This is a genomic window from Mycobacterium montefiorense, from assembly GCF_025823255.1.
In the GTDB taxonomy this organism is placed as follows: domain Bacteria; phylum Actinomycetota; class Actinomycetes; order Mycobacteriales; family Mycobacteriaceae; genus Mycobacterium; species Mycobacterium montefiorense.
The window spans coordinates 230,513-246,741 of sequence record NZ_JACKVL010000006.1 but is presented as its reverse complement, the minus strand read 5'-3'; the positions used below and the strand labels follow the sequence as shown (position 1 = coordinate 246,741).

Annotated in this window: 17 protein-coding genes; 9 read left to right on the top strand and 8 right to left on the bottom strand. The window is 63.5% G+C overall.

What is annotated here, in order from left to right; genetic code table 11:
- Position 1: 1 nt before the first annotated feature.
- Positions 2-1,507: a carboxylesterase/lipase family protein gene (locus tag H7K34_RS02950; protein ID WP_264059750.1), complete on the bottom strand. Its 1,506-nt coding sequence runs from the start codon at positions 1,505-1,507 to the stop codon at positions 2-4.
- 78 nt (positions 1,508-1,585) lie between these two features.
- Here H7K34_RS02950 and H7K34_RS02945 point away from each other — a divergent pair, with 78 nt between their 5' ends.
- Both H7K34_RS02945 and H7K34_RS02940 read left to right on the top strand, forming a co-directional pair.
- On the top strand, positions 1,586-2,278 hold the full coding sequence (locus H7K34_RS02945; RefSeq protein ID WP_264059748.1) for a hypothetical protein: 693 nt from the start codon (positions 1,586-1,588) through the stop codon (positions 2,276-2,278).
- 81 nt (positions 2,279-2,359) lie between these two features.
- Positions 2,360-3,367 carry an aldo/keto reductase gene (locus H7K34_RS02940; RefSeq protein WP_264059746.1) on the top strand — a complete coding sequence of 336 codons (1,008 nt, stop codon included), beginning with the start codon at positions 2,360-2,362 and terminating at the stop codon, positions 3,365-3,367.
- 5 nt (positions 3,368-3,372) lie between these two features.
- Here the strand turns inward: H7K34_RS02940 and H7K34_RS02935 are convergent, their stop codons facing one another.
- Together H7K34_RS02935 and H7K34_RS02930 are read right to left on the bottom strand one after the other, a co-directional pair.
- Positions 3,373-4,350 carry an SDR family NAD(P)-dependent oxidoreductase gene (locus H7K34_RS02935; RefSeq protein ID WP_264059744.1) on the bottom strand — a complete coding sequence of 326 codons (978 nt, stop codon included), beginning with the start codon at positions 4,348-4,350 and terminating at the stop codon, positions 3,373-3,375.
- A complete protein-coding gene (locus H7K34_RS02930) occupies positions 4,347-5,570 on the bottom strand; it encodes a cytochrome P450 (RefSeq protein WP_264059742.1) in 1,224 nt (407 codons plus the stop codon). Before H7K34_RS02930 ends, H7K34_RS02935 begins: the two co-directional genes overlap by 4 nt.
- 92 nt (positions 5,571-5,662) lie before the next feature.
- Here H7K34_RS02930 and H7K34_RS02925 point away from each other — a divergent pair, with 92 nt between their 5' ends.
- Entirely contained in the window at positions 5,663-6,292 is a 630-nt protein-coding gene (locus H7K34_RS02925) for a TetR/AcrR family transcriptional regulator (protein ID WP_264059741.1), read from the top strand.
- A 38-nt stretch (positions 6,293-6,330) separates the two neighbouring features.
- Here H7K34_RS02925 and H7K34_RS02920 read toward each other — a convergent pair whose 3' ends face one another.
- Complete coding sequence (locus H7K34_RS02920) at positions 6,331-6,630, bottom strand: acyl-CoA dehydrogenase family protein (protein WP_264059738.1); 300 nt, start codon at positions 6,628-6,630, stop codon at positions 6,331-6,333.
- Complete coding sequence (locus H7K34_RS02915) at positions 6,605-7,546, bottom strand: acyl-CoA dehydrogenase family protein (RefSeq protein ID WP_264059735.1); 942 nt, start codon at positions 7,544-7,546, stop codon at positions 6,605-6,607. The genes H7K34_RS02920 and H7K34_RS02915 overlap by 26 nt, the downstream gene beginning before the upstream one ends.
- 196 nt (positions 7,547-7,742) lie before the next feature.
- Between H7K34_RS02915 and H7K34_RS26715 the strand changes: the two genes are divergently transcribed.
- The gene (locus tag H7K34_RS26715; protein WP_264059734.1) at positions 7,743-7,949 is read left to right on the top strand and encodes a hypothetical protein; all 207 of its coding nucleotides are present in this window, start codon (positions 7,743-7,745) and stop codon (positions 7,947-7,949) included.
- The gene (locus H7K34_RS02905) at positions 7,922-8,881 is read left to right on the top strand and encodes an AraC family transcriptional regulator (RefSeq protein ID WP_264059732.1); all 960 of its coding nucleotides are present in this window, start codon (positions 7,922-7,924) and stop codon (positions 8,879-8,881) included. Before H7K34_RS26715 ends, H7K34_RS02905 begins: the two co-directional genes overlap by 28 nt.
- Here the strand turns inward: H7K34_RS02905 and H7K34_RS02900 are convergent.
- Both H7K34_RS02900 and H7K34_RS02895 read right to left on the bottom strand, forming a co-directional pair.
- A complete protein-coding gene (locus H7K34_RS02900) occupies positions 8,778-9,860 on the bottom strand; it encodes an NAD(P)H-dependent amine dehydrogenase family protein (RefSeq protein ID WP_264059730.1) in 1,083 nt (360 codons plus the stop codon). The genes H7K34_RS02905 and H7K34_RS02900 overlap by 104 nt on opposite strands.
- A gap of 82 nt (positions 9,861-9,942) precedes the next feature.
- A complete protein-coding gene (locus H7K34_RS02895) occupies positions 9,943-10,731 on the bottom strand; it encodes an SDR family NAD(P)-dependent oxidoreductase (RefSeq protein WP_264059729.1) in 789 nt (262 codons plus the stop codon).
- A 209-nt stretch (positions 10,732-10,940) separates the two neighbouring features.
- Between H7K34_RS02895 and H7K34_RS02890 the strand changes: the two genes are divergently transcribed.
- A complete protein-coding gene (locus H7K34_RS02890) occupies positions 10,941-11,540 on the top strand; it encodes a TetR/AcrR family transcriptional regulator (RefSeq protein WP_264059726.1) in 600 nt (199 codons plus the stop codon).
- A 9-nt stretch (positions 11,541-11,549) separates the two neighbouring features.
- Here the strand turns inward: H7K34_RS02890 and H7K34_RS02885 are convergent, their stop codons facing one another.
- Positions 11,550-12,653: an NAD(P)H-dependent amine dehydrogenase family protein gene (locus H7K34_RS02885; RefSeq protein ID WP_264059724.1), complete on the bottom strand. Its 1,104-nt coding sequence runs from the start codon at positions 12,651-12,653 to the stop codon at positions 11,550-11,552.
- 359 nt (positions 12,654-13,012) lie between these two features.
- Here H7K34_RS02885 and H7K34_RS02880 point away from each other — a divergent pair, with 359 nt between their 5' ends.
- The 3 genes from H7K34_RS02880 to H7K34_RS02870 all read left to right on the top strand — a co-directional run bounded on the left by H7K34_RS02880 (position 13,013) and on the right by H7K34_RS02870 (position 16,216).
- On the top strand, positions 13,013-13,660 hold the full coding sequence (locus tag H7K34_RS02880) for a hypothetical protein (protein WP_264060495.1): 648 nt from the start codon (positions 13,013-13,015) through the stop codon (positions 13,658-13,660).
- A gap of 200 nt (positions 13,661-13,860) precedes the next feature.
- Positions 13,861-15,390, top strand: coding sequence for a nitric oxide reductase activation protein NorD (locus H7K34_RS02875; protein WP_264059722.1), 1,530 nt, complete (start codon positions 13,861-13,863; stop codon positions 15,388-15,390).
- A 22-nt stretch (positions 15,391-15,412) separates the two neighbouring features.
- Positions 15,413-16,216, top strand: coding sequence for a CbbQ/NirQ/NorQ/GpvN family protein (locus tag H7K34_RS02870; RefSeq protein ID WP_264059720.1), 804 nt, complete (start codon positions 15,413-15,415; stop codon positions 16,214-16,216).
- The last annotated feature ends 13 nt before the right edge of the window (positions 16,217-16,229 follow it).

The following is a 16,229-nucleotide window of genomic DNA, read 5'->3' as shown; positions in this document are numbered from 1 at the left end:
GTCACTGCGCCAATGAGAAGCCGGCCCACGCCATCCGGCGATTCGGGTGCGGATCGAACTCGATACGCCATTTGCGGTCGAAGACCATTACGGCGCGGTCGTCGGCGGTGTAGGCCGGCCAGTCGTCACCGGGGACGCCGTTGCGACTGAACGCTCGCCAACGACGCTGCACCTGGTTGCTGACCCGCAACGCGGCGCGCTGGTCGGCCGCGGCGGTCAATAACGCGCCGACCCGCGTCCGATAGAAATCGAAAACGGCGAGCAACTCGGTGGCATGCGTTGCTCCCAAACCCGACCAGCGCAGCATCCGCGGTGCGTAGTCGTAGCGGTACAGAAAGGTGGGCGAGTGAGTGCTGTGCGCCTCGGCGATCTGCCAGGCGGCCGAGCTGAAGGCGAAGTCACCGCCGAGCTGGATGCACGCCGAGGACGACGGATAATCCGGGTAGGCGGCGGTAATGCGTTCGCGCGCAGCCGGTTCCACGTCAGCCAGCAACTCTTCGATCATCGATTCGTTGGTGGGCAACATTCGCAGGAAGCGGGTGAACAACCTGCCTTCCTCGGCGTTGGTGCCCACGATCAGCGGCACCCGATGCGCCCGACCACTCTGCATCGCCTCGACGGGGTCTTCGGGCAGGTAATCGTCGCCGATCACCGGCCCAATGGGAAAAGCACCCAGCCTGCTCTCCATGCCCTGATCGATCAGCCGGTGTTGGGTCTCGACGAGTTGGGCCGATGATGCCTGCATCAGTGCATTGGCGGCATCCCCGGGTCGCGCGCCGAGCAGGTTGGCAAACCGTGTCGCGAACTGGGCCGAAATCTCCTTCGACCGCACCAGACCCGACGCCGGGCTTTCGGAGATCGCCCGGGCGAACAGGCCCTCGGCGGCCGGCACGGCCAACAGTGTGGCGGTAATGCACGCACCCGCGCTCTCGCCGAAGATGGTGACGTTGCCGGGATCGCCGCCGAATCCCGCGATGTTGTCGCGAATCCATTGCAGCGCCTGCACCAGGTCGCGCAGGTACAGGTTGCTGTCGATGGTGATGTCCGGGGTGGACAGCGACGACAGGTCAAGACATCCCAGCGCGCCCAGGCGGTAGTTGACCGATACGTACACGCAACCTCGACGAGCCAGTGCGGCGCCGTCGTACAGCGGGGTCGCCGAGCTGCCCAGGATGTACCCGCCGCCGTGGATGAAAACCATCACCGGCAACGGTTCGGTCTGGGCGTCTTCCGGCGTGACGACGTTGAGGGTGAGGCAGTCCTCGCTGATGGACTGGTATTTGCCGATACCGAGCAATGTGTAGCGGCGCTGCTGGGGGGCGCAGTCGGTGAACCCGTGGCAATGACGCACACCCGACCAAGGCGCAGCAGGTTGCGGCGCCTTGAATCGCAGGCGCCCGACCGGCGGCCGTGCATAGGGAATGGAGCGCCAGCGATTGACGCCGCCGCGGGTAAAACCTTCGACGGTGCCATTGGCGGTGCGTGCGCGGATAGTGCGCTCGTGCATACGCCGACGGTAGCCGACACTACGTATGTAGGGCGCGCGGAGCAGCTAAATCCAAGGTGTGGCGGTTAGCCTGGCGGGATGCGAATGACCGTGCTGGTCACACTTTCGGTTCTGGTTACCGGATGCTCGCACTCGGGCGGCGGCCAGCCCGGGCAATCGCAGACCCCGAACACAACGGCGGTTTCCGGTTTTTCCCCGACCAGCACGGTCTCGCCGGGGAGTAAACCCCCGGGTCCAGGAGCTCCACCAGCGGCCGGTGCGGCGATCTCCGACGTCATCGCATGGATCGAGACAGGCCATCCCGCCGATCCGGCCCGCTATCGCGCCGTCACGCGCGACGGTGTCACCACGCAGCTGGGAAATGACGTCGCCTTCACCGTGACGGCCGCCAAAGTCGCATGTACGACGGATTCCGCCCACACCGGCGGCACGCTCACCTGCCTGGTCGACCTGACCAATCCCCCACCCCGGCCGAAAACCGCCTACGGCGAATGGAAAGGCGGTTGGGTCGACTTCGACGGCGCGAACCTGCGAGTCGGTGCGGCCCGCGCCGACCCGGGTCCATTCGTCAACGGCAACGGGGCCGAGTTGGCGGGCGGCGACACGCTGTCCTATGACGACTACCGTTGTCGCGCCGATCAGACGGGCTTGTTGTGCGTGAATTATGCCCATCAGTCGGCCGTACGGTTCAGCAGCGCCGGAATCCAGCAGTTCGGCTGCCTGCGGTCGGTGCCGCCGCCCGATGGCATCGGTACCGCGTTCGGCTGCTGAGGACCTGTTGCTGCTCCGATCGGGGCATAACGGGCGCGCCGGTGGTGTTCAGTACGTCGGATCAGGACGAGGAGCGCAGCCATGACCACCACAATTCCCACTGTCGACCTTGGTGACGGACTCACCGTCAGCGCGATCGGGTTCGGCGCGATGCCCTTGACCCCAATCTACGGCGCGGTCGACGACGCTGAATCGCTTGCCACGCTCAACCATTGCCTCGACGCAGGTGTCACCTTCATCGACACCGCGAACATTTACGGCGGTGGGAGCAACGAACGGCTGATCGCCGAACTCTTGGCGAATCGGCGGGACGAGGTCACTCTCGCAACGAAATTCGGCATCGACGGCAACCCGGCAGCGGGCTCACGCGAGGTGAGGGGCGATGCCGCGTATGTCCGTCAATGCATCGACGAAAGCTTGCAACGGCTGAACACCGACGTCGTCGACCTCTACTACATGCACCGACGTGATCTCAAGGTGCCGATCGAGGAGACGGTCGGTGCGATGGCAGAGCTGGTAGCGGCCGGCAAGGTGCGCCACCTCGGATTGTCCGAAGTGACCGCCGACGAATTACGTTCGGCCGTCGCGGTACACCCGATCGCCGCCGTGCAAAGCGAATGGTCGGTGTGGAGCCGCGACGTCGAACGCAACGTCGTGCCGGCCGCCGCGCAGCTGGGTGTCGGCTTCGTTCCCTATTCGCCGCTGGGACGCGGCTTTCTCACCGGGACGGTCCGCTCGCCCGCGGATCTGGCGTCGCCGTCCGACTTCCGCCGCCGGATACCACGGTTCGCGCAGGGCGCCTTGGATGCCAACCTCGCAGTAGTGGACGTTGTGACCTCAGTCGCGGACGAGCAAGGCGCAAGCGGCGCGCAGGTCGCCCTGGCCTGGCTGCGTCATCGCGCTGAACAGCTGGGCGTCACCAGTGTGCCGATCCCCGGTACCCGACGGGCGACGCGAGTGGACGAGAACGCCGCATCGCTGGCGGTGAACCTGACACCAGAGCAGTTGGCGGTACTGGATTCGGCCGGTTCCGCGGTTGCCGGTGAGCGCTTCGAAGACCTCAGCTGGGTGTCGGCGGGGCGCGAGTAGCGCCGTTAGTCCGGTTGCTCGGCCATGATCGCCGCGAAGAGTTCGCTCATCTCGTCGGCGGGCCCGCCGGGCACCGTGTACCCGGCTTCGTCACGGATCTGCGCCAGGCGGTCCCGCACCTCCTCGATCGACAGCTCGGAACTGTAGAAGCCCTTCGTCCGTCCGATGAAAAATCGGGAAACATGGCCCGCTCCAACGGTATACATCTCGCCCGACACCGGACAGTCGCGATGGGTCAAAAAGGCCGCCACCGGGGCCACCAGCGCCGGATCCAGTTTCTGAAGGTATTGACCCACCAGGTCGTCCAGCACCGCCTGAGCGGATGCGTCGTCCGGTTGGGTGGCGCCGTCGACGGAGTGCGCCAGCATCCGGGTGTAGGCAATCGGAGCGACGGCGTTGACCTTGATGTTGTGGTCAGCGCCCTCGGCGGCCAGCACACGCGTGAACCCGATCAACCCGGTCTTGGCCGCACCGTAGTTGCTCATGCCGGTAGCACCTAGGATTCCCGCCGCCGAACAGGTGTTGAGTATGCGGCCATACCCCTGCTGGCGCATGACCTTCCAGGCCGGCCTGGTGACATAGAACGCGCCCCTCAAATGCACATCCAGCAGCGGCTCGAGCCGTTCGGTGGTCATCTCCTCGAACGGCGCGTCGCGGACGATGCCCGCATTGTTGATCACGATGTCGACTCGTCCCCAGGCACTAAGGGCGGTGTCGATAATCGCCTCTGCGCCTTGAGGACTAGTCACACTATGGCCGTCCGCGACCGCCTGACCGCCCTGGTCGTGGATCTCGGCCACCGCGGCCTGTGCGGCGTCACCGCTGCTGCCGTCCCCCGTCACCGACCCACCCAGATCGTTGACCACGACGCGCGCGCCTCGGGATGCCAGCAGCAACGCATATTGCTTGCCCAGGCCGCCTCCGGCGCCGGTGATGACGGCAACCTGATCGTCGAAGCGCAGCTCGCCGACCGACGTCGTCACCAGCTCACCGGAAGTTCTTTCATTCCATAGATATTGGCTTCTTTGAATTTCAGTTCCTCGGGCCGGACCGCCAGTTTGAGCCGGGGCAGGCGGCGCGCCAGCGTGGCGAAAGCGACCTGCATCTCGACGCGGGCCAGGTTCGCTCCGATGCATTGATGCACGCCGTACCCGAAGCCCAAGTGTCCGCGGGTGTTTCGGCTGGGATCGAAGGATTCGGGATTGTCGACGAATTCGGCGTCCCAATTCCCGGCGAGCAGGCTCATCATGACGAACTCCCCGGCGCGAATCAGCTGACCGCCGATCATCAGGTCTTCGGTCGCCACCCGATCGACCTGGCTGTGCACGATGGTCAGGTAGCGCATCAGCTCTTCGACGATATTCGCGACAACGGCAGGATCGTCGGTCTGCCCGAGTCTCTCGAACACGCCGGGATGTTCCAGCAGCGCAACCGTTCCCAACGAGATCATGTTTGCGGTGGTTTCGTGGCCGGCCTGCATCATGATCACGCCGTTCATGGCCGTGGTGGCATTGTCCAGGTGGCCCGTCGCCACGTATTCGGTGACGAGACGGCTGATCAAGTCGTCGCCGGGTTCGCGCGCTTTGCGCTCCACCAACTCCTCGATTTGTGCGTACATCGCCCCGAAAGCCTGGCCCTTTTGCTCGTCGGTGGATCTCTGGTCAAGCCCGGTCGTGGTGTTGTGCTGGAAAATTTCGAGGTCTTCGGGCGGCACGCCCAGTAGCAGCGCGATCACCAATGAAGGTACCGGCAAAGCGAATTCACGCACCAAATCAGCCGGTGCGCCGCCGTCGATCATCTGGCCGAGATAGTGGTCGACCGTTTCCTGGATGTGCGGGCGCATCGATTCGCAACGCCTGAAGGTGAAGTTGGTGGTCATCATCCGCCGCAAACGCTGATGCTCTGGATCGTCGGCCCGAGCGAACATCACCGGGACCTTGTTGTCGGCGTCGGTCGGCATGATCGAATCCGGAATGGTCTTCGCGGACAATCGCGGATCGACCAGCGCCGCTCTGATGTCCCGATAGCGACTGACCACCCAGACCGGGTTGCCCTGGAACATCGCCTTTCGTAGCCCGGGCTGCTCGCGCCAGTCCACGAATTCGGCCGGGGGCGCAAGCGGGCAGCGAGCGGCCCGCGGAACGGGCAATACCGGGAGATCAGCGTCAGAGCAGGACCCGGAGGTCTCGAAAGATATTGACATAAACCGCGTTTCCCATTAAGTGTCAGATGCCTGCCAGTTCTAAAGCCTAAGACTACGCTTGTTGGCAGTCAACTGTCAGTTAGGCTGTGGCCATGACCGCGATTGAAGACCGGCCGTTGCGGGCCGACGCGGCACGTAACGTCGAGCGCATCTTGCGCGCGGCGCGCGAAGTCTATGGCGAGCTGGGGCCCGACGCCCCGGTGGAAGCGGTCGCACGCCACGCCGGCGTCGGTGAGAGGACGCTCTACCGCAGATTTCCGGCAAAGGCCGATCTGGTCCGCGCCGCGCTGGATCAAAGCATCGCTGAGGACCTGACGCCGGTGATCGACAGCGCCCGCCGCGCCGACGATCCGCTGCGGGGTCTCACCCAACTGATCGAAGCGGCGATATCGCTGGGCGCCCGGGAACTCAACCTGCTGACCGCCGCACGCCGGGCCGGGTCACTCACGTCCGACATCTCGGTTTCGCTGAACGAGGCGCTCGGCGAGCTCGCCCGCAAAGGACAGCAAGCCGGCAGCATCCGCGCCGACCTGGTCGCCGACGACCTGCCCCGCCTGGTCGCGATGCTCTTCGGTGTGCTGTCCACGATGGATGCGGACAGCGACGGCTGGCGACGCTACGTCGCCCTCGTGGTCGATGCGATATCGGTCAACGAACGACAGCCCTTGCCTCCGGCTGCTGCACTGCGTTACGAGGTCGGGCCGAATACGTGGCCGCTGTAAGCGCGTTGGTTGACGGTCGCCCCGGCGCCGAACAGCCGCTACACATCCATCGTCAGCGCGTCGTCGGCGCCGATCAGCAGGCGTCCGTAGACCTCTTTGCCGATCTCGGGTGTGACGAAGGCGTGCCGCCCCGCGATCTCGGCATCCCGCCAGATCTGGTTGAGCGCGTTGGCGTCGGCGAACAATCCGGCGCCGTTGGTGGTCATCAAGATGTCCATCCCGTCCTTGACGAGTTCGGCGATGATGCCCGCGTCGCTGCGGATACGACCGCGAGTTACCAGGTCGGGCAGCACACCGCGGGCGGCAGCATTATCAATGTCGGCGGTAGCCTGCCGCATCAGCAGCTCGGCCAGGTTGGGTGGCGGCGACAGCCACGCCGATTTGATGTGTTGGTGAGTTCTTGGCTGCCGTGTACTTGGTGTAGGCGACCACCTTATTCGGAAGCTTCTCCAGGGTTAGCTCCATCGCACGGCGGGCCAGCCCTAGCTGCACACCGACGAGCATCAACGCGGTGACTGCAATGAAGGCCATGTTGGAGTTGCGTTCGTTGGCCTTATGCGGAGTGGCGAAGTTCGCTTCCCGCATGGCGCCGAAGCGCTGGACGCGATGATCGGGCACAAAGTGATCCTCGACCACGATCGTGTCGCTGCCCGAGCCCTGCATACCGGCGACGAGCCAGGTCGGATTGATAGCCCACGCCTCCCTGGGAATGAGCGCCAGCGCGACGCGATCCTCGTCCTCTACATCAAGGGCCAGCCCGACGGTCGCCCAGTCCGCGGCGAACCATCCTGACGAGTAAGCCCATTTGCCGCTGACCAGGTAGCCGCCGTCAACCCGAGCCGCCTCGCAGAAAGTAAAGATCCCGCAACACCTCGCGTCCGGATTCGCCCCGAACACCTCATCCTGCGCCTCTTGGGCGAACGTGGTCGCGAACCAGGTACACAGGTTAAGCAGCGCGACCACCCATGCGGTGGATCCGTCGCCGCGGGCGACCTCCGCGATCGTCTCCATTGCGGTACGAAGGTTCTCTTCGTAGCCGCCATACCGACGCGGTGAGAACATTTTGAAGAGGCCCTGTGCTTCCAGCGCCGACATCACCTCAGGTGCCACGCGCCGGTCAGCGGAACTTTGCTCGGCATATTCGGCGATGAGCGGTATCAGTGCGCTGGCCTTGGCAATAAGTTCGCGATTCGGCCGTGACGCGCCGGTACCCGTCGCATCGAAGGGCATCGTGGGTTCGAGTGTGTGATTCATGAAGTTCTCCTCGACGGTGGAATGCGGGTAGTCGCCACACGTGACCGGCGTCACTGGAATGAAGCGATCTGACGGCAGTGCAATTGACGTTAAAGACATTGAACCGGGCTCCGAAATCCACTTTGCGAGATCGGATATCCGATTACGGAAACGGCTCAGGCTGCTTTAACAGATCCTCCGTTGAATGAGGTAGGCGATGAAAGATCAAGCACTGCAACGTGTTAGCGATCGGATCAGCGCCCACCTGTCGTCGACCGCCAAGGCTCATTCCGGCATCCACTGCGTCACCGACGACTTCGACGAGTTCCGGGTCAGCCTCAACAACATGTTCTACTCGGCGAACATCGATTTGATAGGCGAGCAGAACCTGGGCTCGTGTGCAGAACTGTGGCGGTGCGGTTGAAGTACCTCACCATCGGGCTGGTTAAGTTCGCGAACACGGTATCCATGGATCCCGGTGCTATTGGCGCCTGTCACGTGAACGTGCCCGTCTCGGGCCAGGTGGTCTCGTGGTGCGCCGAGCGGCAGATGATCGCAATCCCGGAGCGTGCAGCCGTCTTCACGCCATATGAGCAGGCGGCGGTTCCACGCTGGAGTGCAGACGCGACACAGATCTGCATCAAGATCGATCGTGCCGGACTCGAAAGCGAGTTGGCGCACATCTTGGGTCGCCCCGTCGACAAACACATCCGCTTCGAACACGAGATGGATCTGATGAGCGCGGCCGGGGCTCGATGGCTCTCGATGATCACGCTCCTCATCGAGTCGCTCGATGATTCGCGGGCCATCCACACCAACGGTCTTGCGACTCACCTCGAATACCTAGAGAGATCGCTGATCTCGGGTCTGCTCGTCCAGCAGCCGCACTCGATGACACCTCAGATGTACGCGCGTGTCGAGGCTCGCAACCCAAGGGCGGTTCGCAAGGTGCTCGATCACATCGAGTCCATGCCCGGATCGCAATTCACGATGGGCGATCTCGCTGTTGTCGCCGGGGTCAGCTCGCGCCACCTGCAGACCTTGTTCCAGGAACAGTTCGGGATGTCTCCCACGACATACGTGCGGCACATGCGTCTTGACGGTGTCCGTCGAGACCTACAGCGCGCCGCCGACGACACCAAGATCAGTGCCGTTGCGTTCGGCTGGGGTTTCAACCACTTAGGACGGTTCGCGCAGCACTATGAACGCAAGTTCGGCGAGTCGCCATCGCACACGCTGCGTGCCGCCTCGGCTACTGCTCGTTCCACATCACACCGCGCATCGTTGCGGACAGCGGAATGTCCTGGACCGCGACAAGCCCCTGCGGCGCGCGACACACCCACTCGATCGCATTGACCGCCCGGCCCGCCGTCGAGATACATCCTGCGTCAGTGGAATCCAGCACCGGGTGCGAGACGTGCGTGTTGATCTCGACCCGTGGCTCCCCCTGCACGACGACGCGGTGCACGCCGGTGTGACCGTCCGGCGGAAATTCCCAGTCGGGTGCCGCGGCGGCGGTGAGCCTGGTGACGTGCTCGAGGGTAATCACCGGCTTGCCGTCGCGCACCCCCTCGGTCGCAAAGCGCACCGCGGCCATCTGGCCCGGATCCACCGTCATCATCGTGCAGTCGATTCGTTCTGGCGTGTACCAAGGTTCGATGCGCTGGCGAACGTCATCGAGCTTGATGTCCAGATTGTCCGCCAGGCTGCGGACCTGACCACCCCACATCGACACGATCACCCCCGGCAGAAACATCATCGGCGAATCGTCGTCTTCAGTTGATCCGAAACCCATTGCAGCGCCCGTGAACTCAGCGTCATCATAATTTCCGTAGTCGAAGATCTCCTGCACGATGATCGAATCAACCCGAGTAGTAAGGCTGACCGCCGAGTGCACAAGCGTGTCGCCGGAGAAGCCGGGGTCGATGCCGTTGACGTAGAGCGAGCTGTCGCCGGCCGCGCAGGCGCGCTGCAGTGGCTCGCGCAACCAGTCTTCGGCGTGGTGCGGCGTGACCAGCCATACCATCGACGTGCCGACGACGTTGGTGCCCGCGGCGAGGAACTTGGACATCTGCTCGATCGCTTCCATCGGCCGAGTCTCACCCTGAGACGTGTAAACCACGCAATCGGCGCCAAGGTTCACCAGCGCGTCGATGTCGTCGGTCGCGACGATGCCGGTCGGCGTGTCGAGTCCGCACAGCTGCGCTGCATCCTTGCCGATCTTGTCGGCACTGGCGGCGTGCACGCCGACCAGTTCTAGGTCTGGGCGGCCGATGATCGCCCGCAACGAATGCCGGCCCACGTTGCCGGTGGAGAACTGAATGACTCTGCGCATCGTTACCTCATCCTTCCCGTGGACGATACTGTATTGCTTTCAGTCCGGCGGCACAGTGGGCAATTTCGGCTCGGCCGCCGGCTTAGTAGTCGGGTATCGGTAGCGGCGAGTTATTCGAGTCGATGCCGCCGTCGACGTGGAAGGTCGCGTTCGTCGCGTAGCAATCGCGCGTGCAGAGATACACCGCGAGCCGCCCGAGATCCTCGACATCGCCCAGCCGATGCAACGGCGTGGACTCTTGCATTTTCTCCAGCGACCCCGGCATCAGATCCAGGCTGCCCCGCAGGCCGTCGGTGGCGAATGAACCCAGGGCGATGGCGTTGACGCGAATCTTCGGCGCGAGTTCCTGCGCCATCGCGCGAGTGAGTGCTTCGAGGCCGCCCTTCGCGACGCAATAGGCGGTTAACGCCCGGATGCCGAACCGCGCCGAACCCGACGAGATGTTGATGATGGAACCGTGTCCGGCGTCGAGCATGTGTGGCGCCGCGAGCTGACTCATGATGAAAGCCGATGTCACACACCAGTCGAAGGTGTGCCGGAAGTCGTCGTCGGTGATGTCCAGAAACCGCGCATAGGTGGATCCGCCGACATTGTTGACGAGAAAGTCGATACGGCCGAAGGTCTCCATGGCTGTATTCACGACCCGTTCTCCGTCGGAACGACTTATCGCGTCCGCCACGAGCGCCAGCCCCTTGCCTCCCGCGGCCTCGATACCCTCAATCGTGCCAACGACATCGGCCTCGGTACGTGCGGTCCCGACAACCGTTGCCCCCGCCTCCGCCAGGACCCGGGCGATGCCCGCCCCGACCCCCTTGCCGGCGCCCGTGACGATCGCGACCTGTCCATCCAGCCGGAATTGTTCCAATGCCATGCCAGGCTCCTTCGCTCGTGCGCGGTGTGCGCCGTTCAATCTATGAACCTTGCTGACTAAAGTCAACGAATGTGCCGGAAGGACATCCATCGCGGTGCGGACGGCCCGACAATAGCCAAGTTATGCAAGTCTTTTTGACGGGAGCACGGCATACTGGGGTGGTTAGCCTCGATACTCTTACATGAGTCAGGTCAACCGTGAGGAAAGAAATGACTGTGTCGGACCGGGTGTCTGCGCGAGAAGCCAAGCGTTTGCAGACGCGGGAGCGCTTGATGGGCGCCGCGATCGCCGAGTTCGCCCGCGCCGGGATGGCTGAGGCCGACGTCAGCGCCATCGTGGCCGCCGCGGGAGTCGCCCACGGGACGTTCTTCTTCCACTTCCCCACCAAGGAGCATGTGCTGCTGGAGCTGGAGCGCCGCGAAGAGGACCGCATAGCCAAGCAGTTCGCGCAATTCTTGAAGTCCAAGCACGATCTTGCTTCCGCATTGAACGAGGCCGTCCGCCTGGTAGTGGGATTGGAGCGCCGCCTAGGCGATCTGCTCTTCAATGACTTTCTTGCGCTGCACTTCTCGCAAACCCGGCCGCAGACCGAGGACGGCAGGGATCATCCCTTGATCGTTTTGGTCGCCCAGGAAATCGCACTCGCCCAAGAACGCGGCGAGACGGATTCGCACGCCAATCCCATGAACAGTGCAGTGTTCTTCTTGCTGGGTCTCTACGCGCTGTTGATCACCACCAACCACTGGCCGACAGGCCACGCCCTGCTGGAAGACTACGTCGCGAGGACGTTGCGGAGTTTGAAACCCTGACGCGCCGCGCTACGGCCGTATGACGCCACGCAGCGGCATAAGCCCCAGTTCGTTGTGGGACATGAACCCCGGTGCCGCGTCACAGACCGCGGGAATAGCGTTCGCGGGGCCCATCGCGGTCCAGGTATAGCCGGGCAATGCGTAGCCGCCATTCGGGTCCTGCGCCCCCTGCAGGATCAGCTCGGTCGATGAATCACCCTCAATCACTATTCGGTAGTGGTAGTGCTGGGGCCAATCCTCTTGCGGTTCAATGGCATCGAAGGTGTCCATCGTATATATCTCGTGGAAAACTATGAGCGGCTTGCCGTCCACCCACGCCGTCCACTTGTGATGCTGGCGAGCGACGGTGCCCTTCTTGATCACGCCTTTGAAGCCCGGCATGTCGCTAGTCTTCCCGCCCTCGAACGGGATATCGCGGGTGGCAGACCCGAGCTCCACCTCGGTCGTGTATTTCTCGACCGTTTTACCCATGCCCTCCACGATCATCGCCATCGACTGTGCGAACAATGGCCATGCTTGCCCCAGCAGATTCGAGCCATCCTCGAACCCGGCCGGATCGCTGCCCATCCCCATCTCGTACAGATATTTAAGGGTGTCCCGCCCGAAATTCACCACCTCGTAGATGTGAATGGTGTCGATCTGACTGACGATTCGGGCCAGCGTCAGGACGAGCAGATCTCCGGCAAAACCCGGGTTGACACCACCTGCATGAAACGACGTCCCGCCCTCGCGGCACGCGGCATCGATCTTGTCGATGTCGGCCTGACTGTGCTCAGTTCGATACCACCATGCGCCACCCGACGCGACGACGTTCTTGCCGCCGCGCAGTAGGCGGCAAACCTCGTCGGGGTCAGACCATAGCGGCGCATAGAACACGCAATCGGCATCGAGTGCCTCGATGACAGCCTTGTCGGTGGTCGCCCGCACACCGGTGGGCGCTTTGCCGCAGAGTTCGCCGGCGTCCTTACCCACCTTTTCGGGACGATTACACAGCACGCCGACCAGTTCGTAGGCAGGGTTGTGCACGAAATGACGGAGCGCTATCGTCCCGACATTGCCTACGCCCCATTGGATTACGCGATACTTCTTCTCAGGCGGGGACTTGAGCGTCATTGCCACTCCTTTGCATGCACCGACAGCGCTGCGATTCTCTGCCGGCGGCACACGGGGCCGGAGCGGCGGGGCGCTCGCTGAGCGTAGGCGTCCCCGAAACCCGGTGTCAACGACTATCAGTTGACTTTTGTCAGCATAATAGCAATGACACTGCCCGCCAAGTAGCGGTAACAGGGCCAAATTGACCGACGCCCCGCCGCTATCTTCTGCTGACTGCAGTCAGCCTGTTATAGTGCACGAGCCGATCCAATCAGTGTCGATGACGGGGAGCGCTCGTGAATCTGCCCAGGCTGCAGCAGCGCACCGATGGTCTCGGCGCAACCGGGTCTACTGCTGCGGGACTGACGTTCGACGAGCACATGGAGCAGTCGCAGCTCGCGCAGCGCCGGGCCGACAAATGGCTCATCTCCGGCAGTCTCCTGATCGGTACCGCGGCGCTCGGCGTCTTCGGGCTGCCGCTGTTCGGATGGGGTGTGCACTTGCTGCGCCGGGCGCAACGCGATGGGCTCTCGGTTCGGCCGATGCTGGTCACGTTGCTGGGCTACCTGGTCATCATCGATGCCGCCATCAACACGGTGGGATGGGCACTTGACCTGGTGGCAAACCACACACTTTTGGCCCGCGTCCTGCTCAACGGCTGGGGCAACATGTTCGACGCGGGCTACTTCTGGCACTACAACGAGCTATGGGTCGGTGGTGCCGCCGGACCGGGCGAAAAGGCTTGGGAAGTCGGTCTCATCCTGACCGTTTTCACCATGCGCATCGCCGCGGCGATCGGGTTTCTGCAGATGAAGCGCTGGGGCCAGCAATGGATGGTCATCACCTGCTGGATGGGCGTGGTGATCTGGATCGGCTACGTGTTCAACATGACGATGTTCGCCGACGTGCGTTTCGCGGGCGTCGTACTGCCAGTCGTCGGCTGGTGGCTCTACGACATCTTCTACATCACCCCCTTCCTCGCCATCCCCTACCTACACACCGTCAACCGCGAAATCTTCACCGACTGACGGCCGCTGATGATCACGCATCAGTTGGCCGATACTGCGCCACCGAGGAGGTCAGATAATGGGTTATCTCTGGGAGATACTTCGATATGTCGCGGCATGGGGCGGCACCGGCCTGATCATCTGGTTCTGGTACTGGCTCTTCTCCAACATCGGCACGTTCTGAGCGGCGCCGCCAAGCCAAGATGCGTGGGACCCGGGCAATGACCGACAGTTCCGATGCCCATGCACTCGCGCTGGAACGCAGTTGCGCCGTGACGGCAGTCGCGCTCAGTGAGCAACGTCGCGAAGGCGTCCACCTCGTCACGGGTGCCCGACGCGGTTTCGGGCTGAACGCGGGGCTCACGTTTGTTCATGTGCCCTATCCCGGCTTCTCGGACTGGACGCGCAGAACTCTAACATGCGGTGTGGCCCTGCAATGTTCGCCGTCGAAAGAACGGATCACCGAATACCGGCTGGGCGAGCTGTCCGCTCGTGAGCTGCGAGCGCTGACCCTTGTCGAAGCCGGCGTCGCCCTGGGCTGGATCGCGTCACGCTGGCCGGGCCTGCTCCCCGAGGTGCAACGACTCCTGCCCGAAGTCTGCACCGGAGCCGGTGATATGGACGCCACCGAGATGCTCAACCGCGCAATGACGTTGGCGGCCAGTGGACAGTCATTGACGGTTCACCCACTGCTGGGTGACTTGCCGCTGGCTTACACCACGCCGCGCGGATTGGCCGACAAGTTGCGACGCAGCTTCGGCAGGATGCCGTGGACGACAACCGAGAAGCATCTGCCACGCCCTTACTCGACCCCCGTGGGCGGTGACGGTGGCGTCCGCAACCCCAACCTGCCGCCGCCGAGCCGGCCTCACGATAACGATTTCGACGTCACCCCCGAACACCGACCCGGCATTCCTTACCCCGAATGGAACATGTGGACAAAGCAATTCATGCGTGACCACGTCGCCGTGATGGAGCGCCGCGACTCCCGGCGCATTCGCCGTCCGGTTCCGGTGACTGTCGACGTGCGCAAGTGGTTCGAAGAACACACCCATCGCGCGATGACAAATCGGCTGGAAGACGGCTCCGACCTAGACGTCGACCAGTACGTCCGCCACTATATCGACCTGACGACCGGTGAGGCCAATCAGCCGCGGATCTTCCGCGACTTGCTGCCCAGCAGTCGCGACGTCGCCACAGCCTTGCTGCTCGACGGCAGTTCGTCCCTGGGCGTACACGGAGGGCGTATCTTCCGACTGGAGTTATCCTGCGCCGATGCCCTTTCTCAGGCGATGACGGTCGCGCGCGAGCGACATGGCGTCTTTGTCTTCACGGGCAACACCCGTCACCGAGTCGAAGTGGACTGTCTGAAGGACTTCGAGGACCGCAGGTTTGTGCCGCCGAGCGAGCTGGGCCTGTCCACCCGCGGGTACACCAGACTCGGTGCGCCGCTCCGCCATTTGACTAGTCGGCTCCTCGCGCAGCCCTGCGAGCGGCGCCTGCTGATCGTCATCGGCGACGGTCTGATCTCCGACGAGGGTTATGAGGGCCGTTATGCGTGGGCCGACACCGCTCACGCGGTCCAGGAGGCCAACGATGCCGGCGTATCGATGTACTACGTGGGGGTTGGGCCGACCCGGGTCGATCCCCTTCCGGAAGTGTTCGGGCCTCGTCGGTCGCAACGGATCCGCCGCGTCGAGGAGCTGCCACGGGTGCTGGCGCATGTCCATCGCGAACTGGTCGCCGCATGAATGCCGACCGGATAAGGAAGAGATGACCACAGATACCTATTTCGCCAACGGCAACGAAGTCCGGCTCTTCGAGCAGGCTTTCGGGCGGCGCCTGCCCGTGATGCTCACCGGCCCCACGGGTTGCGGCAAGACGCGCTTCGTCGAGCACATGGGTGTGCTGTTACAACGGCCGGTGGTCACCATCAGCTGCCACGATGACCTCACCAGCTCCGATCTCGTCGGCCGCTTCATGGTGACCGGCGGCGATGTGGTGTGGACCGATGGTCCGCTGACCCGGGCCGTCAAATCCGGTGCGATCTGCTATCTCGACGAAGTCGTTGAAGCGCGCCATGATTCGTTGGCCATCCTGCATTCGCTCACCGACCACCGGCGCTCGGTGTATCTCGATCGGGCCGGTGAGGTCGTGCAGGCGCCGGACACCTTCATGCTGGTGTGTTCGTATAACCCGGCCTATCGCAGCTCGCTCAAGGAGCTCAAACCGTCATTCCGCCAACGATTTGTCACACTCGCGATGAACTATCTGCCGCCCGACCGGGAAGCCGACGTGGTCGTCGCCGAAGCCGGAGTCTCGCTGGACGCCGCACGGCGGTTGGTCGAATGCGCGATGGCGATCCGCACTGCCGACGCAGCCTTTCACTTCGAGCCGCCGTCGACCCGGGTATTGGTCACGGCCGCGCAGCTGATCGCGGCCGGTGCAACCGAATTGGATGCCGCCGACGCATGCATACTCGCGCCACTGAGCACCGATGGCGCGATCACCGACGGTCTCCGTGAAGTCGCAGCAGCCAGCCTGGCCGCCGTCAACACATCGAATACGCAGCGCTAGAAAGGAGCCGGTC